General features: G+C 64.2%; 27 protein-coding genes. 13 read left to right on the top strand and 14 right to left on the bottom strand.

Going from position 1 to position 25,789, the window contains the following annotated elements; all coding sequences use genetic code 11:
- Nucleotides 1–15: 15 nt before the first annotated feature.
- The 4 genes from SLT36_RS03990 to SLT36_RS03975 all read right to left on the bottom strand — a co-directional run bounded on the left by SLT36_RS03990 (nucleotide 16) and on the right by SLT36_RS03975 (nucleotide 4,588).
- Nucleotides 16–1,563: a phospholipase D family protein gene (locus SLT36_RS03990; RefSeq protein WP_432285940.1), complete on the bottom strand. Its 1,548-nt coding sequence runs from the start codon at nucleotides 1,561–1,563 to the stop codon at nucleotides 16–18.
- 178 nt (nucleotides 1,564–1,741) lie between these two features.
- Nucleotides 1,742–2,557 carry an ABC transporter ATP-binding protein gene (locus SLT36_RS03985; protein ID WP_432285939.1) on the bottom strand — a complete coding sequence of 272 codons (816 nt, stop codon included), beginning with the start codon at nucleotides 2,555–2,557 and terminating at the stop codon, nucleotides 1,742–1,744.
- Nucleotides 2,550–3,602 carry a FecCD family ABC transporter permease gene (locus SLT36_RS03980; RefSeq protein ID WP_432285938.1) on the bottom strand — a complete coding sequence of 351 codons (1,053 nt, stop codon included), beginning with the start codon at nucleotides 3,600–3,602 and terminating at the stop codon, nucleotides 2,550–2,552. The genes SLT36_RS03985 and SLT36_RS03980 overlap by 8 nt, the downstream gene beginning before the upstream one ends.
- On the bottom strand, nucleotides 3,599–4,588 hold the full coding sequence (locus SLT36_RS03975; RefSeq protein WP_432285936.1) for a FecCD family ABC transporter permease: 990 nt from the start codon (nucleotides 4,586–4,588) through the stop codon (nucleotides 3,599–3,601). Before SLT36_RS03975 ends, SLT36_RS03980 begins: the two co-directional genes overlap by 4 nt.
- Before the next feature lie 122 nt (nucleotides 4,589–4,710).
- Here SLT36_RS03975 and SLT36_RS03970 point away from each other — a divergent pair, with 122 nt between their 5' ends.
- Nucleotides 4,711–5,625 carry an ABC transporter substrate-binding protein gene (locus tag SLT36_RS03970; protein WP_432285935.1) on the top strand — a complete coding sequence of 305 codons (915 nt, stop codon included), beginning with the start codon at nucleotides 4,711–4,713 and terminating at the stop codon, nucleotides 5,623–5,625.
- On the opposite strand, the gene SLT36_RS03965 is transcribed toward SLT36_RS03970, so the two are convergent.
- Entirely contained in the window at nucleotides 5,601–5,762 is a 162-nt protein-coding gene (locus tag SLT36_RS03965) for a hypothetical protein (RefSeq protein WP_154386260.1), read from the bottom strand. The two genes, SLT36_RS03970 and SLT36_RS03965, sit on opposite strands and share 25 nt — an antisense overlap.
- Here SLT36_RS03965 and leuD point away from each other — a divergent pair.
- Nucleotides 5,761–6,366, top strand: a complete 606-nt coding sequence (gene leuD / locus SLT36_RS03960; protein WP_154386259.1) for a 3-isopropylmalate dehydratase small subunit — start codon at nucleotides 5,761–5,763, stop codon at nucleotides 6,364–6,366. The two genes, SLT36_RS03965 and leuD, sit on opposite strands and share 2 nt — an antisense overlap.
- A 75-nt stretch (nucleotides 6,367–6,441) precedes the next feature.
- On the opposite strand, the gene SLT36_RS03955 is transcribed toward leuD, so the two are convergent.
- Nucleotides 6,442–7,068, bottom strand: a complete 627-nt coding sequence (locus SLT36_RS03955) for a LysE family translocator (RefSeq protein ID WP_432285934.1) — start codon at nucleotides 7,066–7,068, stop codon at nucleotides 6,442–6,444.
- A 243-nt stretch (nucleotides 7,069–7,311) separates the two neighbouring features.
- On the opposite strand from SLT36_RS03955, the gene SLT36_RS03950 reads away from it, so the two are divergent.
- The 4 genes from SLT36_RS03950 (at nucleotide 7,312) to leuB (ending at nucleotide 10,606) form a co-directional block, all read left to right on the top strand.
- Nucleotides 7,312–8,139: a hypothetical protein gene (locus tag SLT36_RS03950; protein ID WP_432285933.1), complete on the top strand. Its 828-nt coding sequence runs from the start codon at nucleotides 7,312–7,314 to the stop codon at nucleotides 8,137–8,139.
- A 13-nt stretch (nucleotides 8,140–8,152) separates the two neighbouring features.
- Nucleotides 8,153–8,533 carry a RidA family protein gene (locus tag SLT36_RS03945; RefSeq protein WP_432285932.1) on the top strand — a complete coding sequence of 127 codons (381 nt, stop codon included), beginning with the start codon at nucleotides 8,153–8,155 and terminating at the stop codon, nucleotides 8,531–8,533.
- A 16-nt stretch (nucleotides 8,534–8,549) separates the two neighbouring features.
- A complete protein-coding gene (locus tag SLT36_RS03940) occupies nucleotides 8,550–9,353 on the top strand; it encodes an endonuclease/exonuclease/phosphatase family protein (protein ID WP_432285931.1) in 804 nt (267 codons plus the stop codon).
- Nucleotides 9,354–9,502: 149 nt separating this feature from the next.
- Nucleotides 9,503–10,606 carry a 3-isopropylmalate dehydrogenase gene (gene leuB, locus SLT36_RS03935; protein WP_432285930.1) on the top strand — a complete coding sequence of 368 codons (1,104 nt, stop codon included), beginning with the start codon at nucleotides 9,503–9,505 and terminating at the stop codon, nucleotides 10,604–10,606.
- Between the two features lie 67 nt (nucleotides 10,607–10,673).
- Here the strand turns inward: leuB and SLT36_RS03930 are convergent, their stop codons facing one another.
- Entirely contained in the window at nucleotides 10,674–11,411 is a 738-nt protein-coding gene (locus tag SLT36_RS03930) for a DUF805 domain-containing protein (protein WP_432285929.1), read from the bottom strand.
- Between the two features lie 302 nt (nucleotides 11,412–11,713).
- Between SLT36_RS03930 and SLT36_RS03925 the strand changes: the two genes are divergently transcribed.
- The gene (locus SLT36_RS03925; protein ID WP_432285928.1) at nucleotides 11,714–13,618 is read left to right on the top strand and encodes an ABC transporter ATP-binding protein/permease; all 1,905 of its coding nucleotides are present in this window, start codon (nucleotides 11,714–11,716) and stop codon (nucleotides 13,616–13,618) included.
- A 10-nt stretch (nucleotides 13,619–13,628) separates the two neighbouring features.
- Here SLT36_RS03925 and SLT36_RS03920 read toward each other — a convergent pair whose 3' ends face one another.
- Both SLT36_RS03920 and SLT36_RS03915 read right to left on the bottom strand, forming a co-directional pair.
- Nucleotides 13,629–14,087 (bottom strand): hypothetical protein, encoded by a 459-nt coding sequence (locus SLT36_RS03920; protein WP_432285927.1) that lies wholly within the window; start codon nucleotides 14,085–14,087, stop codon nucleotides 13,629–13,631.
- A gap of 14 nt (nucleotides 14,088–14,101) precedes the next feature.
- Entirely contained in the window at nucleotides 14,102–14,488 is a 387-nt protein-coding gene (locus tag SLT36_RS03915; protein WP_432285926.1) for a DUF6152 family protein, read from the bottom strand.
- A 143-nt stretch (nucleotides 14,489–14,631) separates the two neighbouring features.
- Between SLT36_RS03915 and SLT36_RS03910 the strand changes: the two genes are divergently transcribed.
- The 5 genes from SLT36_RS03910 (at nucleotide 14,632) to SLT36_RS03890 (ending at nucleotide 18,742) form a co-directional block, all read left to right on the top strand.
- The gene (locus SLT36_RS03910) at nucleotides 14,632–14,763 is read left to right on the top strand and encodes a hypothetical protein (protein ID WP_256438667.1); all 132 of its coding nucleotides are present in this window, start codon (nucleotides 14,632–14,634) and stop codon (nucleotides 14,761–14,763) included.
- 109 nt (nucleotides 14,764–14,872) lie between these two features.
- Nucleotides 14,873–15,907: an aspartate-semialdehyde dehydrogenase gene (locus SLT36_RS03905; protein ID WP_432285925.1), complete on the top strand. Its 1,035-nt coding sequence runs from the start codon at nucleotides 14,873–14,875 to the stop codon at nucleotides 15,905–15,907.
- Between the two features lie 5 nt (nucleotides 15,908–15,912).
- The gene (locus tag SLT36_RS03900) at nucleotides 15,913–16,389 is read left to right on the top strand and encodes a GNAT family N-acetyltransferase (RefSeq protein WP_432288234.1); all 477 of its coding nucleotides are present in this window, start codon (nucleotides 15,913–15,915) and stop codon (nucleotides 16,387–16,389) included.
- Nucleotides 16,390–16,530: 141 nt separating this feature from the next.
- Nucleotides 16,531–17,694: a glycosyltransferase gene (locus SLT36_RS03895; RefSeq protein ID WP_432285924.1), complete on the top strand. Its 1,164-nt coding sequence runs from the start codon at nucleotides 16,531–16,533 to the stop codon at nucleotides 17,692–17,694.
- Between the two features lie 142 nt (nucleotides 17,695–17,836).
- Nucleotides 17,837–18,742 carry a bestrophin family protein gene (locus SLT36_RS03890; protein ID WP_432285923.1) on the top strand — a complete coding sequence of 302 codons (906 nt, stop codon included), beginning with the start codon at nucleotides 17,837–17,839 and terminating at the stop codon, nucleotides 18,740–18,742.
- Here the strand turns inward: SLT36_RS03890 and SLT36_RS03885 are convergent.
- Nucleotides 18,733–19,269, bottom strand: a complete 537-nt coding sequence (locus SLT36_RS03885) for a cupin domain-containing protein (protein WP_432285922.1) — start codon at nucleotides 19,267–19,269, stop codon at nucleotides 18,733–18,735. The genes SLT36_RS03890 and SLT36_RS03885 overlap by 10 nt on opposite strands.
- Before the next feature lie 159 nt (nucleotides 19,270–19,428).
- Here SLT36_RS03885 and SLT36_RS03880 point away from each other — a divergent pair, with 159 nt between their 5' ends.
- Nucleotides 19,429–20,367, top strand: a complete 939-nt coding sequence (locus tag SLT36_RS03880) for an IS481 family transposase (RefSeq protein WP_432285367.1) — start codon at nucleotides 19,429–19,431, stop codon at nucleotides 20,365–20,367.
- Here the strand turns inward: SLT36_RS03880 and SLT36_RS03875 are convergent.
- From SLT36_RS03875 to ffh, 4 genes are all read right to left on the bottom strand, one after another.
- A complete protein-coding gene (locus tag SLT36_RS03875) occupies nucleotides 20,364–22,883 on the bottom strand; it encodes a putative bifunctional diguanylate cyclase/phosphodiesterase (protein WP_432285921.1) in 2,520 nt (839 codons plus the stop codon). The two genes, SLT36_RS03880 and SLT36_RS03875, sit on opposite strands and share 4 nt — an antisense overlap.
- Before the next feature lie 343 nt (nucleotides 22,884–23,226).
- Nucleotides 23,227–23,619, bottom strand: a complete 393-nt coding sequence (gene rpsP / locus SLT36_RS03870; protein ID WP_154386255.1) for a 30S ribosomal protein S16 — start codon at nucleotides 23,617–23,619, stop codon at nucleotides 23,227–23,229.
- 59 nt (nucleotides 23,620–23,678) lie between these two features.
- Nucleotides 23,679–24,005, bottom strand: a complete 327-nt coding sequence (locus SLT36_RS03865; protein ID WP_067955860.1) for a chorismate mutase — start codon at nucleotides 24,003–24,005, stop codon at nucleotides 23,679–23,681.
- An 8-nt stretch (nucleotides 24,006–24,013) separates the two neighbouring features.
- Nucleotides 24,014–25,597, bottom strand: coding sequence for a signal recognition particle protein (gene ffh, locus SLT36_RS03860; RefSeq protein WP_432285920.1), 1,584 nt, complete (start codon nucleotides 25,595–25,597; stop codon nucleotides 24,014–24,016).
- Nucleotides 25,598–25,789: the final 192 nt, after the last annotated feature.

The following is a 25,789-nucleotide window of genomic DNA, read 5'->3' as shown; positions in this document are numbered from 1 at the left end:
GCGGTCCCTAGCTTGCTAAAGAAGCCATTCGATCGGCAGCCAGCCGAACACCGTCACCATAAGCCGTTTGAGCGCCGAGGCGTTCGGTTCGTCGTCGACGGTGACAACGGGCTTGCCGGGTTCGTTCTCCGACCATTGCATGCCGTCATCCGAGCCAAGCGAGACCCTGTAGGATCCCTCGGCGACTTTGGTATCAAAACCTTGCGACATCGCCTTGGCGATGGTCGGGCTGCCGATCAGGAAGCCCATCTCGCAATTGAGCAGGGCTGAGCGCGGATCGAAATTGAACGAGCCGATGAAGACCCGGTCGCCATCGGCGGCGAAGGTCTTGGCGTGCAGGCTGGAGCCGGAGGAACCGGTGAGGTTAAGTTCCTCTTCGCCCCGGACGGCATCGGCCATCGGCTTGAGCTCGAACAGCTCGATGCCATCTTCCAGCATCTCGCGGCGATATTTCGAATAGCCGGCATGGACCATCGCAACATCCGTGGTCTCGAGCGCATTGGTCAGGATCCGCACCTTGGCACCGCCCTTCACCAGATTGGCGAAGTAGTCGACGCCAGGTTTGCCCGGCACGAAATAGGCGGAAACCAAGTCGAGGCCCTGCCGCACCGGCCCGACCACCTGGGCGAGCCGGCTGATCATCAGCTGGTCCTTGCTTGCCTTGCCTTCTCCCTTGATCGGGTCGTCGACCACCAGCTTGACGTCGACCCATTCGAGGCCAAGCCCACCGCTGCGCAACCTGTTGTAGGCCGGCGCATCCGGCCGGACGAAATCGGCTGCGGCAGGGCGCTTCGCAGCCTCGTCGGTGCCCTGCACGAACGCCTCCAGCGTGCCGGCGGACGGATCGATGATCTTGTCGGCGGCAAACACAGACGCGCTGTTCCAGTAGAGGTCGAAAGCCGTCGACGTGTCCTGGACCACGGCACCGGCGCCCAGCACGTCAAGGTCGAGATAGTAGGTGCCGTCGCCGACCTTGAAATACTCGTCGCCGATGTTGCGCCCACCGACGATGGCGGCGAGGCCGTCGACGATGAACGACTTGTTGTGCATGCGCCGGTTCATGCGGAAGAAGTCGAAGGAATAGCCGAGCAGCTTGGGCGAGCGGATCATCGAGGGATTGAACAGGCGGATGTCGAAATTGGGCTGCGCGTCGAGGGCTGCCACTGTCGGGTCGAGGCCAGGAATGCCGTTGTCGTCGAGCAGCAACCTGATGCGGACGCCGCGCTTTGACGCCTCATAGAGCGCCCGGAGCAGCAGCCGGCCGGAGGTGTCGTCGTGCCAGATGTAGTACTGCACGTCGATCGAACGCTGAGCGATGCCGGCGAGGAACAGCCGGCTGGCAATGGCGTCGTGACCGGCGGCGATCGGCACGACGCCGCTCTTGCCGGGATTTTCGGCGCTGCCTTGCGCGACCATCGTGGCTAGTGCGCCCTCGGTGACCGGCGGCAGGGCCGTCTCGACGGGCCTGTCCTTGATCGACGGCAACGGGAAGATCATACGGGCAACAAGGATGGCTACGGCTGCAGCCAGGAGCAGGACAAGGACTGCCTTGATCATTCTCATTCGGCCAGTCCCTCGCCTGGTAGCAGGATCATGCGCGCATCACACAGACATCCCCGCCAGTTAAAGCGCGCGCATGCACCCGATGACAAGCCGCGGTTGCAATGAAGCATGACCGGCCGAGCAAACGGGATTCGTCACAAGGAGGAGATTGTTGCCCGGACATGTGCGGAGTTTCGGCTCAGACTTGCGGAGCCGTCCCGAAGCGCGGCGACGAATTGCGGATCGGGATGCACAGCGGACGCTGATGCACCGGATCCTCGATGACGCGGCAGCTGATACCGAACACGTTCTCGATCAGCGCTTCCTGCATCAACTCTGCCGGCGCGCCATCGGCGACCAGACCGCCTTCTTTCATGAACACCAGACGGTCGGCGTAGCGCGCTGCGAGATTGAGGTCGTGCAGCACCAGGACCACGGTGCGGCCATGCTCGCGGTTGAGGCGGCTGACGAGATCGAGGCAGTCGATCTGATGGGCCATGTCGAGATGGTTGACCGGCTCGTCGAGGCAGATGATGTCGGTTTCCTGCGCCAGCACCATGGCGATCCAGACACGCTGCAACTGACCGCCCGACAGCGAGCCCAGCCGGCGCTCGGCAAGATGCGAAACGCCGGTGCCGAACATCGCCGCCTGGATGGCGTCGGCATCGGCAGCACTCCACGGCTGAAGCATGGTCTGGTGCGGGTAGCGGCCGAGCCGGACGAGTTCCTCGACACTCATGTCGTCGGGGGCCGACGGGCTCTGCGCCAGAAGGCCGATATGGCGCGCAAGCTCCTTTTCCTTGAGGCCTGATATTGGCAGGTCGCCGAGCCGGATCTCACCCGATTTCGGCTGGTGCAGCCGGCGGATGGCGCGCAGCAAGGTCGACTTGCCGCAGCCGTTGGGCCCGGCGAGCACGGTGACCTTGCCCCTGGCAATGTCGAGGTCGACGGCGCTGACCGCCGTTGCCGCCCCATAGGCGATGGTGAGCGCCTGGACGCTGATGGCCTTATCCATTGGTGCTTCCCCTGCGCAGCACGAGGTAGAGGAAATAGGGCGTGCCGATCACCGCCGTCACGGTGCCGGCGGGCACCTCGGTCGGCGCGAACAGCACGCGTACGATGAGATCGGCGCCGATCAGCATGATGGCGCCCAACAGGAAGCTGGCAGCGATGCCGGCAAGCACCGGGCGGCCGACGATCAGCCGCGCCAGGTGCGGCGCCATCAGGCCGATGAAGCCGACGCCGCCGGCGAAGGCGACGGCAAGCGCAGTCAAGGCGGAGGCCAGTGCGAAGACCAGGATACGGAACACCGGCAGGTTGAGGCCGAGTCCGCGCGCCGAGACCTCGTCGAGATCGGTCGGCGGCAGGCGACGCGCCACCGCCATGACGCCGACCGTGGCGACGGCGAGACCGATGGCCACGACCTGAACCTCGCCCCAGTTGATCTCGTTGACCGCACCGGCGAGCCAGCGGCTGGCCTGGGTGGTGCGGTAGATCGGCCCGACGAGCATCAGGATCAAAGTCGCGGCCTTGCAGACAGCGCCGACGGCGATACCGAACAGGAGCAGGCGCACCGCCGACGAGGCCTGCTGGCCGGAGAGCAAGAAGACGGCAGCGATGGCCAGGCTTGCGCCGATCATCGCCGCAACCGGCTGCCAGACGATCGAGGTGACGAGCGAATTGCTCTCGTCCGAGAGCAGCGCGAGGAAGATGACCACGCCCAGTCCGGCACCGCCGATGACGCCGAGCACGCCTGGTGAAGCCAGTTCGTTGCGCGTCACCTTCTGCAGCAGATAGCCTGATACCGCCATGGCGCCGCCGGCGAGTGCGGCAATGGCGACGCGCGGCGCGCGCAGCTGCAACACCACGACACGCTCGCCGCGCGTACCCTCGCCCATCAGGATCTCGACGATGCGACGCGGGTCGATCCAGGTCGAACCGAAGCCGATGCCGCACAACGCAAGCACGACTGTGACGACCGCAATGATTGTGACCAATATCCAGGCGCGGCGATTGATGCGGGCCAATGCCGGCGACAGGCGTGGAGCGACAACACTCATGCCGCGCGCCTCCTGAGCAGGATAAGAAGCAGGCAGCCGCCGACGATCGCGGTGACCGCGCCAACGGGTGCCTCGCGCGGAAAGATGACGAAACGGGCGACGATGTCGGCAAGCGTCGTGTAGACCGCGCCGACAAGAGCTGCTGCCACGATCTGCAGACGATGCTCGAGGCCGACAAGCGCGCGCGCCGCATGCGGCACGACGAGGCCGACAAACAGCACCGGCCCGGCCATGGCCACCGAGGCGCCGCTGAGCAAGGCAACCGCAACGAAGCTCAGCCCGCGCACGGCGCCAAGCGGCACGCCGAGCCCGCGCGCCGTGGAATCGTCGGTCTGCAGGATGTCGAGCGAACGGGTGAGGTAGAAGGCGATGCCGCCGCCGATCAGCACGAAGGGCAGGCCGTTGAGCGCCAGGCTGAGCTTGCGGTCGGCGAATGAGCCGGCGAGCCAGAACAACAGCTGGTCGAGCATCGTCTCGTTGACTGTCAGCACGACGTTGACGAAGCTGTCGAACAGGCCGGCGAAGGTGACGCCGACGAGCACGATCCTGAGCGGCGAGATGCCGCCGGCGGCGGCAGCGAGACCGAAGACCAGCAGGCTGGTGGCCAGCGCACCCACGGCGGCGGCCATCGACAAGCCAGGCAAGGATGCGACGCCGAACAGCCCGCTTGCCATGACCACGGCGAAAGCGGCACCGGCATTGAGACCGAGCGTGTCGGGCGAAGCGATGCGGTTGCGCGACAGGGTCTGGACCAGCACGCCTGATATGCCGAGGGCTGCGCCGACAAGCGGCGCCATCAGCGCACGCGGCAGACGGAGGTCACGGATCACGACATGCGCCTCGCTGCTGTCGAAGGCGGTCACTGCGCGCCAGATCTCGCCGGGCGAATAGAGGCGATAGCCGATCGCCAGGCTGAGATACATCAGGATCAGCAGCATCGCCGCAAGCCCTGAGAACAGCGCGCGCCGACCGATGCGCTGATGCACTCGGATGCTCGTGTTCGACGAAGCGAGGGGCACGCGGCAGCCTTAATATGAGCTTGACAGTCAGGGTTTGTTCTGACCCTTTGCCAAACCTTCTTGCCCCCGTCAAGTTTGGAGCCATGACCATGAAGCTCATCGCCAAAGCCGCACGCGGCCTCGCACTGGCCGCTTTCGCCGCCAGTTCGGCCTTCGCCCACGAGGTGAAACACGCCATGGGCGTGACCGACGTGCCCGAGAATCCTCAGCGCATCGTGGTGCTGACCAACGAAGGCACCGAAGCCGTGCTGTCGCTGGGCTTCAAGCCTGTCGGCGCCGTCCGCTCCTGGACCGGCTCGCCCTGGTACAAGCACATCGGCGAAAAGATGGACGGCGTCGAGGTTGTCGGCGAGGAATCAGCGGTCAATCTTGAGCTCATCGCCGGCCTTCAGCCGGACCTGATCCTCGGCAACAAGACGCGCCAGGAAAAGATCTACGATCAGCTATCGGCGATCGCGCCCACCGTCATGTCCGAACGCCTGCGCGGCGACTGGAAGGTGAACTTCGCCCTTTATGCCGACGCGCTCGGCAAGAAGGCCGAAGGCGAGGCACAACTCAAGGCCTTCGACGACAAGGCGACCAAGCTCGGCGAGGCGCTCGGCGACAAAAAGGCCGAGAAGGTGTCGTTGATCCGCTTCATGCCGGGCCTGACCCGCATCTACTACAAGGACACCTTCCCCGGCATGATCTTCAGCCAGATCGGCATCCAGCGCCCGGCGGTACAGGACAAGCCGGGCTTCGCCGACGACGTCACCAAGGAACGCATCCCCGAATTCGACGGCGACCACCTGTTCTACTTCGTCTACGAAACCGGCAACGGCAAGGCAAGCAAACAGTCGGAAGAGTGGCTGTCCGAGCCGCTGTGGCAGAACCTGCCGGTGGTCAAGGCCGGCAAGGCCGTCGCGGTGGACGATGCGGTGTGGAACACCGCGGGCGGCGCGATCGCCGCCAATCTCCTGCTCAACGACATCGCCCGCGTCTACGGCGTGACGCCGACGAAGTAACCGGCACCGGGCTTCGCGCCGCCGCGCATGATGCCCACGGCTTCTTCCCCAACGTCGAAACGCTTTGATTCCCGGCCAAGCTTGTGTAAAGCGGGGCAAGCCAAAATCCCCGCAACAGCCAGACGGGCAAAAGCCATGGAAAAATTCACCAAGCTCACGGGCGTCGCCGCCCCCCTGCCAATCGTCAATGTCGACACCGACATGATCATCCCCAAGGATTATCTCAAGACGATCAAGCGCACTGGCCTTGGCACCGGGCTTTTCGCCGAGATGCGCTACAATGAGGACGGCTCGGAGAACCCCGACTTCGTGCTCAACAAGCCGGCCTATCGCAAGGCCGAGATCCTCGTCGCCGGCGACAATTTCGGCTGCGGCTCGAGCCGCGAGCATGCGCCCTGGGCGCTGCTCGACTTCGGCATTCGCTGCGTGATTTCGACGTCGTTCGCCGACATTTTCTACAACAACTGCTTCAAGAACGGCATCCTGCCGATCACCGTCAGCCAGGAAGATCTCGACAAGCTGATGGACGACGCTTCGCGCGGCGCCAACGCTACTGTCTCGGTCGATCTCGAAGCCAAGGAAATCCGCGGCCCCGATGGCGGCGTCGTCACCTTCGACCTCGACGACTTCCGTCGTCACTGCCTGCTCAACGGCCTCGACGACATCGGCCTGACAATGGAGAAGGCCGCGTCGATCGACAGCTACGAAAAGAAGGTCGCCGAGAGCCGCCCCTGGGCCTGATCGCGCCGTTTCACGTCTGAGAATGCCGAAAGCCCCGTTCCACCGAACGGGGCTTTTCTTCTTGAGCCCCTGCCCTCACCAGAGCGCGCGCAGCGAAGACAGGGTCGTCGCGACAAGTGCTACGGCGAAGATCAGATTGACGATGCGCGATATCAGCGGCCGCCGCAGCAGGCCTGCAAAGGCAGCGCCGGCGCCGAACCATGCCAGGTGGATGACCACGATCAGCGCCAAGAGGATCGCCGTCTTGACCGAGGTCTCGGCCAAGTCCGGTCGCAATCCGAGCTGGGTACCTGCGAAGACCGCACCGATGGCGACATAGGCCTTCGGATTGGCAAGCGCGAGCAGCAGGCCGCCGGCAAAGCCGGGTGCCGACGCCTGAGCAGGCGTCTCGGCAAGCGGCGGTGCAGTCGCGATCGCGAATGCCAGATAAAGGATGTAGAGCGCCGACAGGCCGAGCAGCAGCGGCGACAGCCGTGGCTGGGACAGGACCACCGAGGCAAGCCCGGCCGCAACCGCGACGAGCACAGCGCACGTACCCGCGATCACGCCAGCGAGATAAGGCAGGGCGCGACGCAATCCGAACGCACTGCCAAGCGCCGTAACGCTGATCGTCGAAAGACCGGGGCTGCCCATGACGATGAGGGCGGTGGCGACGAACGCGAGAACCGGCTCGATGGCCGGTACTGCGAAAAGCTGCTGCACGATCTACCTCCTGGCACTGCTGCTCTTCCGGCCAGACTGGAACCAGAGGTCCTGTCTCGTCTTGAAGGTTTGTGCGAGCGAGCCCCGGGGCGATCCACGCCATCACCACCCTGGCGCAAAGCTTTGGCGGCCGCCGACGGCTGACAGTGTCCCCATGCCATGCCATTGTCGCGCCTCGGGATTCGGGAAATGCGCACGACTGCGCCTCGGCACATAGCTCATGCCCAGACAATGGAACGCTGCATGAAACCATCCACCCTCTTCGCCGTCGCATCGATCGCGCTTTTGCCGAGCCTCGCCATCGCCCAGGACAGCGAGCCGCAGACCATTCCGTTCGAAGGCGGCAATTTCACCATCGTCGAGAACGCCGAGGGCGAGAAGGTGCTTGCCTATGAGGGCAAGGAACTGGCCAAGAACTATGTCGCCTTCCACGACCGCACGGTCGAGGTGAGCGATACCAAAGTGGCCATCTTTGCGGTCGGCGACGGCGGCAACGCCTGCAGTCCCGAAACCGTGCTTGCCTGGAAGACCGAGGCGGGCATCCAGTCGACGACCATCGGCGCGGGCAAATGCGACACGCCGTCGCCGGCGGTGACGGCGTACAACATCTTCTTCATCCCCTATCCGCTCCCCGGCGAGACGCTGCCGGTCACGACATGGGATCCGGAAAACGGCCTGACAATGCACGGCAATCTCGCTTACGCGCCGCAGCCGGGCACCGACTGGTCCGATCTGACGCCGAAGAAATACGAGGACGGCATTGTCGCAGCCTTCAAGAACGAGGCGGTCTACAAGGCTGCTCAACAACTGCTTGGCGACGACCTGCCTGGCTTCGCCACCAGCCTGCTGGTCAATGGCGGCACGGAACCGTTGCCGTCAGGGGCCTTCTACGCCAGCGGCTGTGTCCCGCATGCCTGCGGTGTCAGCGACGGTTTCATAGCGATCGATGCCAAGGCCAGGAAGCTTTATCTGGCGCAGCAGACGGAGGCGGAGCCCAGGGCCTGGCCGGCACTGGAGACTTGGCCGGCCGAGTTCAGGGACGCCTTGACCAAGGCGCTGGCAGACGAATGAGGGAGAGGTGACGATGCGCAAGCTGATTTCGACAGGATCGCCCTTCGAGAAGACCGCGGGCTATTCGCGCGCCGTGGTCCAGGGTGACTGGTGCTTCGTCTCGGGTACGACGGGTTACGACTACGCCACCATGACCATGCCCGAGAGCGTCGAGGTGCAAACGCGCAATTGCCTGGCGACCATCGCCAAGGCGCTTGACGACGGCGGCTTTGCAATGGCCGACGTGGTGCGCGCGCATTACTACATCACCGACCAGTCCCATGTGGAGGCGGTGTTCCCGATCCTCGGCGAGACCTTCGGCGACATCCGCCCGGCGGCGACGATGATCGTCTGCCAGCTCAACAAGCCAGAGATGAAGATCGAGATCGAAGTCACTGCGCTGAAGCGCACCTGACCGCAAGGGGGACCGGTTGCGCATCCTATCGCTGAACGGGTGGGGCGGCAGGCTGGGCGAAGAGCTTGTCGCTTACGTCAAGGACGCCGACCCCGACGTTTTCTGTCTGCAGGAAGCGACAAGCACGCCAGCGGCGACGTCGCCATGGCTGGTCTATCGCGACGGCGGCGGCGAGCTTTTGCAACGGGCAAACCTGTTCGCCGAGATGGCCGACGGCCTGCCCGGCCACCAGGCCTTTTTCTGCCCAGCCGCGCGCGGCCCGCTCTATGACGGCGACCGCACGCTGCCGTCGGAATGGGGACTGGCAACCTTCGTCCGGCGCTCGCTTCCAATCATCGGACAGGTGCAAGGCTTCATCCACGGCGCCTTTTCGACAGACGGCTTCGGCAACCACCCGCGCTCGCGCAACGCCCATGCAGTGCGGCTGCATGACTATGCCACCGGCAAGACCGGCGTCGTCGTCCATCTCCACGGCCTGCGCGAACTCGACGGCAAGGGCGACACGCCTGCCCGCCAAGCGCAGGCGGCAAGACTGATCGAACTGATCGGCAGGATCCGCCATCGGGACGACGGGCTCGTCGTCTGCGGTGACTTCAACGTGCTGCCGGGGAGCCGGATGCTCGCCGAATTGCGCGGCATCGGGCTGGCGGAGCTGGTGACACAGCGTGGCTTCACCGACACCCGCACCTCCTTCTACCGCAAGACACCCCGCTTCGCCGACTACATGCTGGTAAGCAACAACGTCGATGTGCGTAGCTTCGAGGTCGTAGCCCAGCCTGAAGTCTCCGACCACCGCGCCTTGCTGCTGGAGATCGGGTAGGCCAGCCCGGGCCTACCCGAGCAAAAAAACCAGTCAAACAGGCGCTGGCGAAGCCATTTGCGCACTCTGGAACCCCCTTTCCCGCTTGCACCGACGCCCAGCCAAGGCTAGCAAGACCGCGGTTCACGCATCTTTCGGAAAGGCTTTCCATGGCGACGCGCAATCTTCTTCTCCTGCCCGGCGACGGCATCGGCCCCGAGGCCATGGCCGAGGTCCGCAAGCTGATTTCAGCAATGAACGAGAAGCTCGGCTGCGGCTTCACTACCGAGGAAGGTCTCGTCGGTGGCTCGGCCTATGACGCGCACGGCCAGGCGATCTCGGATGCCGACATGGCCAAGGCGCTGGCTGCGGATGCGGTGCTGTTCGGCGCCGTCGGCGGCCCGAAGTGGGATGCCGTGCCCTACGAGGTGCGTCCCGAAGCCGGCCTTTTGCGTCTGCGCAAGGACATGGAGCTGTTCGCCAACCTGCGTCCGGCGATCTGCTATCCGGCACTCGCCTCGTCGTCCTCACTCCGCCAGGAAGTGGTCGAGGGCCTCGACATCCTGATCGTGCGCGAGCTGACCGGCGGCGTCTATTTCGGCGAACCTAAGCAGATCATCGACCTCGGCAACGGCCAGAAGCGTGGCATCGACACCCAGGTCTACGACACCTTCGAGATCGAGCGCATCTCGGGCGTCGCCTTCGAACTCGCACGCACGCGCCAGAACCGCGTGACATCGATGGAAAAGCGCAACGTCATGAAGTCGGGCGTCTTGTGGAACGAGGTGGTGACAGCCACCCACAAGGCGAAGTACGCGGACGTCAAGCTCGACCACATGCTGGCCGACGCCGGTGGCATGCAGCTGGTCCGTTGGCCCAAGCAGTTCGACGTCATCGTCACCGACAATCTGTTCGGTGACATGCTGTCGGACGTCGCAGCCATGCTGACCGGCTCGCTCGGCATGCTGCCTTCGGCCTCGCTCGGCGCGCCGGACGCACTGACCGGCAAGCGCAAGGCGCTCTACGAGCCGGTGCACGGCTCGGCCCCCGACATCGCCGGCAAGGGCATCGCCAACCCGATTGCCATGATCGCGTCGTTTGCCATGTGCCTGCGCTATTCGTTCAACATGGTGGCCGAGGCAGACCGGCTCGAGGCTGCGATCGCTTCCGTGCTCGACGACGGCCTGCGCACCAAGGACATCATGTCGGACGGCAAGACCGAGGTCGGCACGACCCAGATGGGCGACGCCATCATCACGAAGTTCTTCGCTTGATACCAGGTCGAAGAAACCAAAACGGCGCCCACGCGGCGCCGTTTTCTTTTGCACTTCTGAAGTTGCCCTATCCGACAGGGACGTAAGGCGGCGGAACGTTCACCCCAACCGGCACCGGGCCCCATTTGTTGTCGTGCTTCTGGGACGGAATCAAAGTGAAGACGAAGATGATCAGGCTGCCGACATAAGGCAGCAGGATCAGCAGATAGAACCATCCCGACAGGCCGAGGTCATGAATACGGCGGATGGTGACGGCGATGCTGGGCAACAGCGTTGCCAGGATGAACAAGCCTGGCAGTGCGAAACCGACAATCGGTTCCGCATCGAGATTGCCAAGTGCGCCATCGATACCGAAGCCAATCGCTGCCAGCGCGACAGCGGAAAGCGTCCAGAACAGATAGTAGCCCCAACATTCCTTACGCCGGGCGCGGGCGCGGAAGTTCACATAGTCGGTGGTCAGCGCGCGCCGGAAATACGACCACAGCCCGGTCGAGGCCAGCCCGGTCGTTGCGACCACGCCGCTGTAGGCGGCTCCCTCCTGATCGGATCCGCGGCGGCCGAACTGGGGTACCGATGTTGCGGCAGCGGGCGCCGCAACAGCCATTTGCGCGCCGCCGACCTGGGCGTGGATTACAAACACGTCACGGGCCTGACTGCCGCTCGGTTGAAACTCGATCTCGGTGCCCTTGCCCGGAATCGCCGTGCCCCTCAAATCCTCGCGGGCAAAGGTGTAGCGGTTGCCGTCGACCGCGGCGGCGAAGCCGAAACCCTGAGCCTGATCGTAATGCAGTACTTCGCCGCGCATCTGTCGCCTCGTGAATTGCCAACCAGACAGTGTTCCAACTTGCCTTGGGCCGCAAGCTCCAGGGGTAGCCGGCGCAGGTCATTGAGCGCGCCGCGAGCGTTGCCCTCACGCAACGCTCGCGGCGCGTTGATTAGCCGGTAACCATATGTTGACTGTGAAATGTTCAACTCGTGTTACCCTTTCGATAGGCAAAGGGCATGGGGTAAGGAACTGTGATTCGGGTCGATAGACCTCGAGATCCATCGTCGAACAGATGGCGTCGCGGCGCCGCCAGGCCGCCTCCCCTGACGCCGGTCTCCACGATGCGAAGCTTCTGGGGCCTGATGCGGGCCTACTGGTTCTCGGATCGCTGGAAGGAAGCCTGGGGGCTGACGCTGGTGATCGCCCTCCTCACCGCACTTTCCAGCAAGGCCAGCGTCTGGATGGCCGAAGCTTCAGGCGAACTGGTCAATTCGATCGCCTTCTTCCACGACCCGGCCAACATGGCGCCCCTGGCGTCGCTGCTGACCAGTGCCGGAACGTTGCTTGTCCTCGTCGTCGTCAAGGATGCTGGCTTCATCGGCATCCGCCACCTCTTCTCCACCACCCTGCATCGCAAATGGCGCGGCTGGCTGAACAACCGCTTCAACGCCGCCTTGCTCGACGCCAACCACACCCATTTCCACGTCCAGCACAATGCCGGCACCGGCGACGGCCCGGGCACGGCGCCCGACAACATCGACCAACGCGTCCAGGATTCGATCAAGGGCATGACCGGCGGTGCTATCGGCCTCGCCATGGGTGTGATGGGCGTCACCACGTCATTGTTCTTCGTCGGGCAGAAGCTGCTCGAAACCTCGACCATCGTTCCTGGCCTTGAATTTCTCGGCCCCTATGGCAGCGTCATCCTGGCCTTTGCCGCCGTTGCCGCCTACGTGCCGCTCAACACCTATATTGCCATGAAGCTCGGCGGCTTGATGGAGCGTCTCAGCATCCGCATGCAGCAGGCCGAGGGCAGCTATCGCGGCGAGCTGACAGTACTTTTGCGGCGCAGCTTCCATGTCGCGGCATCGCACGGCGAAAACGTGCAGCGCTCGATGCATGACCGCCTCTACGTCGACATCGACAAGACCTGGTCGCGCCTCAACATCGTCAATGCCGGCTACATGTCGTTCGAGTCGATCTATGGCTTCATCGCCGCGCGCATCGTCGCCTATGGGCCGGGGCTGGTGCCCTACATGCACGGCCACATCAACCTGAAGGGCTACATAACAGGCGCCGAACTGGTGAACTCGCTGATCAGCCAGTGCTCGTGGTTCATCCAGGTGATGCCGGCGATCGCCACGCTCAGAGCCAACAGCGAACGTGTCACCGATCTCGCCAAGGCGATTGAGAACGTGCAGCGGCCGCCGTCATTCTATGCCGCGACTGGAAAGTCCGAGTTCAGCTATGGCAGCCAGAACGCGCTGTTCGGCCTGACCGTCCGCAATCTCGAACTGATGCACCAGGGTGTTGAAGCCAGCCCCTTCCTGACCGTCACCAACCTGCGCTTCCGCCGCGGCGAATGGACCTTCGTCTCGGGCCAGTCCGGCTGCGGCAAGACCTCGCTGGTCAAGGCGATCAACGGACTGTGGCCATATGGCCGCGGCGCCATCGACTTTCCCGACGGCATCAGGTCGTTCTATGCCACCCAGGACGTCAAGCTGCCACAGGTTTCGCTCAAGCAGCTGGTCTGCCTACCCGACCACCCGGGCAACCATTCCGAGGCGAAGGTGGCGGTGGCCATGCACAAGGCCGGCTTGGGCGACCTGATCGATCATCTCGATGACGAAACCCGCCAGGGCAAGAGCTGGGATCAGCTGCTGTCGGGCGGCCAGAAGCAGAAACTGGTCGCGGCCCGCATCCTGCTGTTGCAGCCGGGTCTTTTGTTCCTCGACGAGGCGACCGCTGCCCTCGATCTCGAGGCCAAGATCGCCTTTCATCAGGTGATCAAGGACAATTGCCCCGATGTCACCGTCATCAGCGTCATGCATGAGGCCGTGCCGCCAAAATCGGCGCAAGGCGTCGAGTTCTACGACAGCATCCTCAGCATTTCAGACGGCATCGGATCGAAGAAGGCACTGGCCATCCTGCCGGCCGAACTCACCACGCTTTTGGCCCAGCCGCAGCAGCCGGAGGAAGAATGGCCGCCGCTCAGGTTCCCGCGCGTCAAGCTGAAGGAGAAGTAGGACGCGCTCGTTACAGGAAGCCGATGAAGCGGCCGCACAACAGGACCGTGCACCAGATCACCACCGACATCACAGCAAGCGGGCGCCGCAACGAAGACCATCGACGCTGCTTGTCGCTTTCGATCGCAGCGAACAGGGCAAAGTTTGCCCCTGCCAAGGCGATAAGCCCCATCTTGCCGAGGAAGACCGGCATTCCGGCATAATACGACGCCCGCACGGAAAACAGGGCGAGGCCGCTCAGCACGGCGAGGCAGAAGGCCATCAATGCCAGCCGCCGCAGCAACATGACAAAGGGGCGTTCCGGCAGGCTGCCGAAGGCGCCGAGGATGCGCAGATCGAGAAGCGCGACCGACGTCAGCAAAGCGCCTATCGCGGCAATGTGCACTGCGTTGACGACCGGATAGGCGACAAACGAGGTCTTCAGTTGCCTGACCAAATCCCATTGTTCGACTGCCTGCAGGGGATCCACCCGTACAATCCCGGTCAACTCGGCGGCACGCGGTCTGCATAGACGTCATAGGTCTTGCCATTGATGGTGATCCGGACGGCTTTCATGCGCTTTTCGGTTTCGTCGCGCGAGCGGTTGCCGATGGCGACGACCTCGTCACCCTTCTTGGCGACCTCATCGGTGAGACCGGCGGCAATGGTCCGCGCCGGCGGCGCCAGTTCCACGCGCCACAGCTCGCCTTCGACGTCTACGTCGAGCGTCGCATGCGGGTTGCCGATGTAGATGTCGGCGATCACGCCCTTGAGCTCGAAGAAGCCGTCCTGGGTCCAGGACCAGCCGTGATGAGCAAGCGCCGGCAGCGCAAACAACGCAGCCACGGCAAGGGTCGCGGCAAGGGAGATGCTTTTCGGCAGGACTTCCATCTGGGGTTCCTCCGCCAATCGATCCGCTGAGAAGCCTAGGTGGCAAGCGACAAAGGTCAAATCACATCAGCCGGAGCCCACCGGTCCCCGATTGACTCTCCATACAAACCGGATAAAAGCGGCGGCGAACAGGGATCCCTCCGATGCGCGGCCTCTTGATGGCGCTTTTCGCATTCGACTTTCCCGGCCACGACAGAGATCGTGCCGGGCGCGGAGCCGTTTCCCTGCTTTCGACCAAAACCATGGCCAAAACCACCACCACCAAAATGGTGTGATTTCCCTTGGCCTGCTCACCCTCTCCCGGGTCCGGCCCGGGGGATGAAGCCCGCAACGGCCAGCGGGTTTTCTCCAAAAGCGAGCGGAGAGGGACAGGAGATTTTCGATATGGGATTCAAGGTTGCAGTCGTCGGCGCCACGGGCAATGTCGGCCGGGAAATGCTCAACATCCTCGAGGAACGCGGCTTTCCGGTCGATGAGGTCGTGGCGCTTGCCTCGCGCCGTTCGCTCGGCACCGAGGTTTCGTTTGGCGACAAGACGCTGAAGGTCAAGGTCCTCGACACCTACGACTTTTCCGACACCGACATCTGCATCATGTCGGCCGGCGGCAACATCTCCAAGGAATGGTCGCCGAAGATCGGCAAGCAGGGCTGTGTCGTCATCGATAACTCGTCGGCCTTCCGCTACGACCAGGACGTGCCGCTGATCGTTCCGGAAGTGAACCCCGACGCGATCGCCGGCTTCACCAAGAAGAACATCATCGCCAACCCGAACTGCTCGACTGCCCAGCTGGTTGTGGCGCTGAAGCCACTGCATGACGCCGCGACCATCAAGCGCATTGTCGTTGCCACCTACCAGTCCGTTTCCGGCGCCGGCAAGGAAGGCATGGACGAGCTGTTCACCCAGACGCGCGCCGTCTTCGTCGCCGACCCGGTCGAAGCCAAGAAGTTCACCAAGCGCATCGCCTTCAACGTCATTCCGCACATCGACGTCTTCATGGAAGACGGCTCGACCAAGGAAGAGTGGAAGATGGTCGCCGAGACCAAGAAGATGCTCGATCCCAAGATCAAGCTGAGCGCAACCTGCGTGCGCGTGCCGGTGTTCATCGGCCACTCGGAAGCCGTCAACATCGAATTCGACAAGCCGATCACCGCCGATGAAGCACGCGATATCCTGCGCGAGGCGCCAGGTTGCCTGGTCATCGACAAGCGCGAGGACGGCGGCTACGCCACCCCGCTCGACTCGGCCGGCGAAGACGCGACCTACATCTCGCGCATCCGCGAGGACCAGACCGTCGACAACGGCCTGTCGATGTGGATCGTCTCCGACAATCTGCGCAAGGGTGCTGCCCTCAACGCCGTCCAGATCGCCGAGCTTCTTGTCGAGCGCGGCCTGATCTCGCCGAAGAAGAAGGCGGCGTGACACCAATGCCCGATGTCGTGCTGCGTCCGGCCGAGGCCGAAGACGCACACGACATCGCCCGCATCCTGAGGGCGGCACTCGCCGCCTTCAACTGGATGCCCCAGCTGCATACACCAGACGAAGACCTGTATTTTGTCAGGCACATCCTCCTCGCCGAGCAGACCGTCACCGTCGCCACGATCGAGGACAGGATTGTCGGCTTTGCCGCCACCAAGAATGAGTGGATCGAACAGCTCTATCTCGATCCCGTCTGGACCGCTCGCGGCATTGGCGCCCGGCTTTTGAACCATGTGACGGCCGCAATGACTCACGTGAAACTTTTCTGCTTCGAAGCCAACGCAGGCGCGTGCCGTTTCTACGAGCGCCACGGCTTTGTTGCCGACGCCTTCGGTGACGGCTCGTCCAACGAAGAAGGCTTGCCCGACATCCTCTACGTCCGTCACGGCATGCCGGCGGTTCGGCCTCAATCCCCTCAAAGTTGATTCCGGATGTTGCTTCGATAGACTGGGCCCGTCGCAGGGAGGCAGCGGGACTGAGGTACCGGAGGCAGGACGATAGCACGCGATAGTCTAGCCAGCGACAGCGCCCGCCAGGCCGGCGTGGACCGGCCGCTGCGGATTCTGATGACAAATGCCGTGCTGACCGGCCGCAGCGGCACCGAAACGCTCGTCCGCGACACGGTGCTGGCGCTACGGCGGCGTGGCCATTCGGTAACCGCGTTTGCGCCGATTACAGGCCCCGCAGTAGCGGAAATTCGTGCCACGGGTTCGCCGGTGGCGACATCGCTGGCGTCGCTCGAAGCGCCCGATATCATCCATGGCCATCACACCGGGCCGACCATCGCCGCCCTAACGCGCTTTCCCGGAACGCCCGCAATCTTCGTCTGCCACGACTTCAGCAGCGAGATCGACGCGCCCCCCATTCATCCCAGGATCAGCCGCTATCTCCATGTGCGGGCCGCATTGCGCGGCAGGCTGGTGGACGAATGCGGGATCGCTGCGTCGAAGGTAAGGTTCTGGCCGAACACCATCGACCTGCAGCGCGTCGGACCTGCTGCCCCGGCTCCCGCGAGGCTGGCAACTGCTGCAATCTTCGCCCACCCCGGGACTATTCGCTTTACCGGCATGATCGCCGAAGCCTGCCAGCGCCATGGCATTGCCTTTCGCGGTGAGCTGGTCGGCAAGGCAGCGGACGACGTGGTCAAGCGGCTGGGCGGCACGGACCTGGCTTTCGCCAGCGGCCGAATGGCGCTCGAAGCCATGGCGCGGGGCTGCGCCGTGATCAATGTCGACCGCTTCGGCGTTGGTGGCTTGGTGACGACGGACAGGTTTGACGGTTTTGCCGCCGTGAACTTCGCCTATGGCGCATTGTCCGACGCAGCATCGCCCGAACTGCTCGACCGCGAAATTGCCGCCTACAGGGCGGAAGATGCCATTGCGGTCACCCAACGCGTGCGGCGTGACTTCGCCAGCGAAAAGGGCGCCGAGCAGATCGAGGCGATCTACCGCGACGTGCTGGCGGAAAAGCCCTGGCCGAGGCGGGAGCCGAACGAGGACGAACGCGCCATGGCCGCGATCATCGAACGATTTCTGCAGCAGAAGCAGATCTACGACCGCAGCTTCGTTAGATTGCGCGAGGGCCTTGGCCCAAGCGAGGAACTGCAGTTCCAGCTCGGCGAGCTGTCGAGCAAGACAGCCGAGCTTGCGGACGAGGTCCGCCGGCTGAGGCGGGGCGGCGTTCTTCGCAGGCTGGTCGACAAGCTGACCGGGCGAACCTACGAGAACTGACCAAGTTTTGCGCCTCCCCATTGGGCGGCGGGGCCGGCTGCCTTATCGGACAAATCAACGCAATCGCTATTCATGTCGCGATTGGAGATGACACCGGCAGGCCCGGCGGCGCACTATCTTTTGGAAACAGGTACCACGCCGCATGATCGTTCGCCCGCGCACAAACCTTTTGAAGCTGTTCTTCGTCATGCGCGGCTCCGTGGTGCCGCGCATCCTGCCGCAGATTCTCGGCTTCGCGCTCTATGGCGCCGCGGTGGTCGCCGCCGTCAAGCTGCTCAAGCTCGATCTCGGCGACGCCGGCGTCGCACCCTTCGCGCTGCTGGGCGTCGCGCTCTCCGTCTATCTCGGCTTCCGCAACAACGCCGCCTATGACCGCTGGTGGGAAGCCCGCAAGTTATGGGGCCAGCTCGTCTTCGAAATCCGTAACCTGTCGCGCGCTGCAACAGCGATGATCTCCGACCGCGACGAACTCAGGCCGCTCCTGATGGATTCGCTCGCCTTCTGCCATTTCCTGCGCGGCGAACTGCGCCGGGTCGACACCAGGGAAGCGGCTCGCCCATTCATCGGCGATGCCATCGACAAAATCCATGCCGCGACCAACAGGCCTGACGCAGCGATGCGGCGGATGGGCGAGAAGATCGGTGCGCTCAAGCGCGCGAAAGTGCTGGAGGCGATGGACTATCGCATCCTCGACGAGCGTCTGGCGGCGATCTCGGCGCTGCAGGCCGGCTGCGAGCGCATCATGGGCACGCCCCTGCCCTTCGCCTACACGTTGCTGCTGCAGCGCACCGCCTACATCTTCTGCCTGCTGCTGCCGTTCGGGCTGGCGGGTTCGGCCGGCTGGGTGACGCCGCTGTTCACGGCGCTGATCGCCTACACATTCTTCGGCCTCGATGCGCTCTCCGAAGAACTCGAAGACCCCTTCGGCATGGAAGCCAACGACCTTGCCCTCGACGGCTTGTGCCGGGTCTGCGAGATCTCGGTGTTCGAGGCGCTGGGCGAAACCCCGCCACCAATGCTGCCGGCGGAGAATTTTTATTATTCCTGAGCTAGCCCGATCCGGGCCTTGGCATCGGGGGCGCTGGCATCGATGCCCTCCCAATAGTCCATCGTCGCCGCCTTGCTGTAGCCTTCGCCGGTCAGGCGGACGCTGACGCGGCCTGATTCCGGGTAGACGATGACATCGTTTGGATTGCGCTCGCCGATGATGAGATAGCGGCACGGCGCATCGGTGTGGTTGAAAAACGAGTGCCCGACCTTCTGGCCGGCGGGAAAGCAGACATAGTCGCCTGTCTTCATGACATAATTGCGCGCACCGAGCTTCAGTGTCAGCGCGCCCTCGAGGATGTAGGCATGCTCCTCCTCGAGCATGTGATAGTGCGACGGGTTCGTCTCCTTGCCCGGCGCAAGTTCCTCCAGCGCCACGCCGACATGGTCGCCGCCGCCAAAGCTGGACAAATGGCGGAAGCTCGATCCGAAGCGCTCGCCATGCGAGAAGACCTCGAGTGGCGCCGCTTCGGCGGCAAAGGGCTCGGAGATGCCGTCAGCGTTGAGTGCGGATATCTTCTCGGGCATTGCATTTCCTCCGGCCACCTCGCTGCAGCTTAGGTGGCGCGGTCATCCGGTTCGGTCAAGCAGTCGCCCTAAGTGTCGAAGCTATGAAGGTTGTTCATTCGAGGATGGACTGAGAAGCTGGGGTTGCGAAGCCAACCAACCTTCAGTGGAGCTCCCCGAATGAACGTTCATAAGAATGCGCTTTTGACGCCTTCAGGTCGAGTGCTTTTGGTTCAACGCATTGAACAGGGCTGGAGCGTGCGGCGTGCTGCCGGTTCGGCCGGGGTTTCGGAACGGACGGCCTATCGCTGGCTCGGCCGCTACCGGGCCGGCGACCGGGTTCTGCACGATCGCAGTTCAGCGCCGCACCGCTGCCGGCATCGGCTGGCAGCCATGCAGGTGTCTCGGATCGAGCAGTTGCGCCGCCAGCGTATGACGGGGCCGGCGATTGCCCGGTCCTTGGGCCTGGCGCGCTCGACGGTGGGCCTGGTGCTGCGCCGGCTGGGACTGAACCGGCTGGCCTGGCTTGATCCCCGGCCGCCGGTGCTGCGCTACGAGCGGCAGCGACCGGGCGAACTGATCCACATCGACATCAAGACCCTGGGCCGCATCGACGGCGTTGGCCACCGGATCACGGGCCAGCACCAGGGCCATCATCGCGCCCGAGGTATCGGCTACGAACACCTGCATGTCGCCATCGACGATGCCTCGCGCCTCGCCTATGTCGAACTGCTGCCAAGCCTGGGCCGGGAAGATGCCACCGGTTTCCTCAACCGGGCACTGGCCTGGTATGCCAGGCTGGGCGCCAGGGTTGAGCGGGTGATGACCGACAACGGCTCGGCTTATCGCTCCAAACTGTTCGCCCAGGCGCTCCAAGGTGCCGGTGCCCGACACATCCGCACAAGACCCTACACCCCGCGCACCAACGGCAAGGCCGAGCGCTTCATCCAGACTTCGCTGCGCGAATGGGCCTATGCAAGGCCATACGCCTCATCGAACGAACGCGCCAAAGCCATCCACCACTGGGCAGCCAACTACAACCTGGAACGCCCACATTCCGCCCTTGGCGGCATCAGCCCGTTCCAAAGACTGAACAACCTTCTTGGAAACGACACCTAAGCCACCTGAACCTTGTTGCCACGATAGCTCGCGATGATGTCGGCCGCTCCTGCCCCGTCGACCGGCGGGCTGAACAGGAATCCCTGGATCTCGCCGCAGCGCTCCCGCCGGAGCAGCTCGAGCTGGGCGCCTGTTTCAACGCCTTCGGCCGTCGTGTCGATGCCGAGATTGGCGCCAAGGCCGATGATGGCGCGTACGATCGCCATCGATTCACGGCTGCTGCCGATATCGCGGACGAAGGAACGGTCGATCTTCAACCGGCTGAATGGAAAGCGCCGGAGGTAGCTCATCGATGAGTATCCGGTGCCGAAATCATCGAGCGCGATGCGCACGCCGATCTGCTTGAGCTGCTGCAGGACGGCGAGATTGGCGCCTGTATCGGCCAGAAGAACGGATTCGGTGATTTCGATCTCGAGCCGCGACGGGTCGAGCCCCGACCGCGCAATCGCCTGGCCGATGGTCTGCGCGAATTGACCCTGCCGGAACTGCACAGCCGACGCGTTGACAGCGATGACGAGGTCGTCCGGCCAGGTGGCGGCACGCCGGCAGGCCTCGTCGAGCACCCAACGCCCGATCGCCTCGATCATGCCGGTCTCTTCGGCGAGTGGAATGAATTCCGCAGGCGAGACCATGCCGCGCCTGGGATTGCGCCAACGTACAAGCGCTTCGAAGCCGCGCAGCGCACCCGTCTTCACCGAAATGATCGGCTGGTAGTGCAGCTCGAGTTCGCGATCGAGGTCGGCGCAGCGCAGCTCCAGTTCAAGCTCGCGGCGATCGCGCATTTCGGCGTCCATCTCCGGTTCGAAAAAATGGAACGCGCCTTTGCCGTCGCGCTTCGAGCGATAGAGCGCCAAGTCGGCGCATTTGAGCAGCGTGCCGGCGTCGCGCGCGTCGGCCGGCGCGATCGCAGCACCCAGGCTGGCGCCGATCGACAGCTTGTGGCCCTCATAGGCGTGCGGCTCGCTGATCGCCTGGATGATGCGTTTGGCCAGCGCCTGGACATCGGCGCGGCTAAGCGCGCCGCGCAGCAGGATGGCGAACTCGTCGCCACCGAGCCGGGCGACGAGGTCGCTGCGGCGCAGAAGCGTGCGGATGCGGGATGCCGTCTCGACCAGCAGGGAATCGCCGGCGGCATGGCCGAGCGTGTCGTTGACCGCCTTGAAGTCGTCGAGGTCGACAAGCAACAGCGCGAAAGGCTGGTGGCCGGCGACGGCAGCGCCGACGGCCTCCTCGATCTCCTGCGAGAAGGTGGTGCGGTTGCCGACGCCTGTCAGCGGATCGTGGTGGGCGAGGTAGGAAATGCGATCCTCGGCGCGCTTGCGCTCGGTGATGTCGACGATTGTCGACAACGTCGCCGGTGCGGTGCCGACCTGAATGTTCCTGGCATATTCGATGACATCGAGCTCGCTGCCCGCCGCCGTGCGGTGACGCACGAACCGCTCGCCCGTCGCCGGCAGATCGGCGACACCAGGCTCCAGATCGGCGATGCCGAGCGCCAGGAACTCGCCCCGGCCTCGGCCATAGAGATTGAGCGCTGCGGTGTTGACGTTCAGGAATGCGCCGCCATCGGCCTGGCGCACATACATCGGGACCGGGTTGTCGTCGAACAGCGAGCGAAACAGCGTTTCGCGGTTGCGGATCTCGCGTATGTCGGTCAGCGTCACCGCCAGCAGGCCGTCGGTTTCAGCGACGCCGACCTGCAGCGAGACGGTTTCGCCGCCAAGCTGGTATTCCAGTTCGAGCGACGGCGCAGCGACACCATGCGCGCGGGCAACGCCGCATTCGTCGAGCAGGCGCGACAGCCCGCAAGCGGCATTCGCCTGCGACAGCAGCCTGAATCGCATGTCTTCGGCCGAGACCCCGAGAAGGCGCGCTGCGGCGTTGTTGATGCTGAGGACCTGATAGTCCCGTGCCTCGCCACCGGCGGATTCGAGCGCGCTGAGCGCCAATATACCTTCGTCGGTCGAGTTGATGAGCAGCCGAGCCAGGTCGATCTGGCTCTTGCGCGGCCGCGCGAAGATCAGGAAATAGTCGCCCGGCCAGCGGCACGACAGCGGCAGCGCCAAAACCTCAACGGTGGAGACCATGCCGTCGACGATCGAGCGGCACAGCGCCAATTGCGGGCGCGCCGCCAGGCGGGCCAATTCGATCGCGCCCGATATGGCGCGCTGGAAAGCGAAAGGCAGCACCGACAGCACCGCCGCGGGCACGCTGAGGCCGGCAATCGCGCCGAAGCGCGGGCCGGCGCGCAGGATGAAACTGTCCGTGGCGGGCTGGAGACGAACAACCGCCATCTCGTCGGCGAATCGGCCGACGCTGCCGAGCGCCAGCTCTTCATAGGGCGGCAAGGCGCCGTCGATGCAGGCCGCCTGCCAGCGCCGCAGAACCAACCTGACGTCGTCGAACTCGGTGTCGACGCCAGCTGACAGGTCCGCGGCGCACCTTGCGATCGGCTGCTCCGCCGCCCCACCCGGCATTTCCGACGGAAGCGCCCGCCCCCTGTCCCAAGCTCGCATTGCCAAAAGCATCCGGTCACCTGTCAGCCTGCGACCGCCCGGACCAGATCAGCCCGGTCGCAGGCACGTCGCATCGATTGTCGGCATGCCGAAGCCCCCCTCGGCCGACAGCACGGCCTCATGCCTGCGCGGCGTGCCGCGCGCTGTCAGGGGCAAGCTATCCGCTGCCGCCTTACCGCCTGCTTAAGCCGAATGTCACATAAGTGTCATGTGCTTAGGGGCAGCGGCGGTGGCGCGGGCGGGGCCAGATCCATGTCGCCGAAACGGCTGAAACACGCCCCGAAAAAGCAAAACGGCGGACCTTTCGGCCCGCCGTTGCTTGTTTCGCCGATAAGGCGAAAAATTACTCGGCCGAAGCTTCAGCCGGGGCAGCAGCTGCAGCCGCGATGGCGGCAGCGGCGTCGTCCTGGGCCTTCTTCAGGGCAGCCAGACGCTCCTGGGCCTTCTTGCCCGGCTCACCCTTGGTCGGGTTTGAACGAGCGTCGCGCTTCACGATGCCTGCCTCGTCGAGGAAGCGGGCAACGCGGTCGGTCGCCGTGGCGCCGTTCGACAGCCAATGCTTGGCGCGGTCGGCGTCGAGCTTCACGCGGTCGCCGTCCTTGGGCAGCAGCGGGTTCCAGGCACCGATTGCCTCGATGAAGCGGCCATCGCGCGGGCTGCGAGCGTCGGCAACGACGATGTGGTAGTAGGGGCGCTTCTTCGAGCCGGCGCGGGCCAGGCGGATCTTAAGGGACATTGTCTTACTCCTGAATAGTTCTGTCTTGGGTTGTTCTTGGTCTGCTGTCTGTTCCGCCGTCAGGCGGAGGTAGTCTTGTCTGACGCGCCGTTGTGTTCGGCAGCCAGCATTTCGTGGTGACGGATCACCTCGCGGATGATGAAGTTCAGAAACTTCTCCGCGAAATCGGGATCGAGATGGGCGTCGTCGGCCAGGCGGCGCAGGCGCGCGATCTGGGTCTGCTCACGCGCCGGATCGGCCGGCGGCAGGCCGTGGGTGGCCTTGAGCACGCCAACTGACTTGGTGCAGCGGAAGCGCTCGGCCAGCATGTGGATCAAGGCCGCGTCGATGTTGTCGATCGAAGCGCGCAATTCCTGAAGCTGTGCCTGCGGGGTGATGTCGGTCATCGCGCTCCTCACTTCTTCTTGCCAAGGCCGGGCAGGCCGCCACCGAGACCGGGAAGCTTCATGCCGCCGGGCAGTCCGGGAAGGCCACCGCCGCCGAGACCAGGCATGCCGCCCGGAAGACCCTTGAGCCCGCCACCGAGGCCTGCGGCTTCGGCCTGCTTCTGCAGGGCTTCGAGCTGCTTGGGATCCATCTTGGACAGGTCGGGCATGCCGCCGCCAGGCATCATGCCACCGAGGCCCATCTTGGAAGCCAGGCCGCCCATCATGCCGCGCATGAGGCCGCCGCCTTTGCCCTTGCCGCCCATGGCCTTCATCATGTCGGCCATCTGGCGATGCATCTTGAGCAGCTTGTTGATCTCGGCGGCGTCGGTGCCGGAGCCGGCCGCAATGCGCTTCTTGCGCGAGTGCTTGAGGACGTCGGGATTGGCGCGCTCGGCCTTGGTCATCGACGAGATGATGGCGAGCTGGCGGCCGAACATCTTGTCGTCCAGGCCCGCCGCGGCCATCTGGTCCTTCATCTTGCCCATGCCCGGCATCATGCCCATGATGCCACCCATGCCGCCCATCTTCTGCATCTGGCCAAGCTGGTCGGCGAGGTCGTTCAGGTCGAACTTGCCCGACTGCATCTTCTTGGCCATCGCCGCGGCTTTTTCCGCGTCGATGGTTTCGGCAGCCTTCTCTACCAGCGAAACGATGTCGCCCATGCCGAGGATGCGGTCGGCGATACGCTTGGGATAGAACTCCTCCAGCGCATCCATCTTTTCGCCGACGCCGATCAGCTTGATCGGCTTGCCGGTGACGGCGCGCATCGATAGTGCAGCACCGCCGCGGCCGTCGCCGTCCATGCGGGTCAGCACCAGGCCGGTGATGCCGACGCGGTCATCGAAATTCTTGGCGAGGTTGACGGCATCCTGGCCGGTCAGCGAGTCGGCAACGAGCAGGATTTCGTGCGGGTCCGACACCTTGCGGATGTCGGCCATCTCAATCATCAGCGGCTCGTCGATATGGGTACGGCCGGCGGTGTCGAGGATCACGACGTCATGGCCGCCGAGCTTGGCCGCCTGAACGGCGCGCTTGGCGATGTCGACCGGCGACTGGCCGGCGATGACGGGAAGGGTGGCGACCTTGGTCTGCTCGCCGAGCTGGCGTAGCTGCTCCTGCGCCGCCGGGCGGCGCGTGTCGAGCGAGGCCATCAGGACCTTCTTGCCCTGACGTTCGGTGAGGCGCTTGGCGATCTTGGCCGAGGTGGTGGTCTTGCCCGAACCCTGCAGGCCGACCATCATGATGACGACCGGAGCGGGCGCGTTGAGGTCGACCGCGACGCCTTCGGCGCCAAGCATTTCGACAAGTTCGTCATGGACGATCTTGACGACCATCTGCCCGGGTTTGATCGACTTCAGGACGGCGGCGCCGACGGCCTTCTCGCGCACCTTGTCGGTGAACGAGCGGACGACTTCCAGCGCCACGTCGGCTTCGAGCAGGGCACGGCGAACCTCGCGCAGGGCTGCCGAGACATCGGCCTCCGACAGTGCGCCACGGCCGGTCAGGCCGTTAAGGATCGATCCAAGCCGCTCTTGCAGCGATTCAAACATTCGACTTCCCTTCTCTCAGCCAACCGGTGTCGAACCGAGAGGTAATGCCTCTGCGCGCCTGAACCAAACCAAAAAGCACCCGGGGGCGCATTGCGCTGCCGGGTGTTGGCCTCCGGGATCGTTTTGTACCTCTAAGGGTGTCCCGGTCGGCCGCTCGGAGTGGAACTCGTCGCGGAATTTGACGGCTGTAGA

This window comes from Aminobacter sp. BA135 (assembly GCF_050859125.1).
Lineage (GTDB): Bacteria > Pseudomonadota > Alphaproteobacteria > Rhizobiales > Rhizobiaceae > Aminobacter > Aminobacter ciceronei.
The sequence above is the reverse complement of the archived record's forward strand: the minus strand, read 5'-3'. Positions and strand labels throughout refer to the sequence as shown.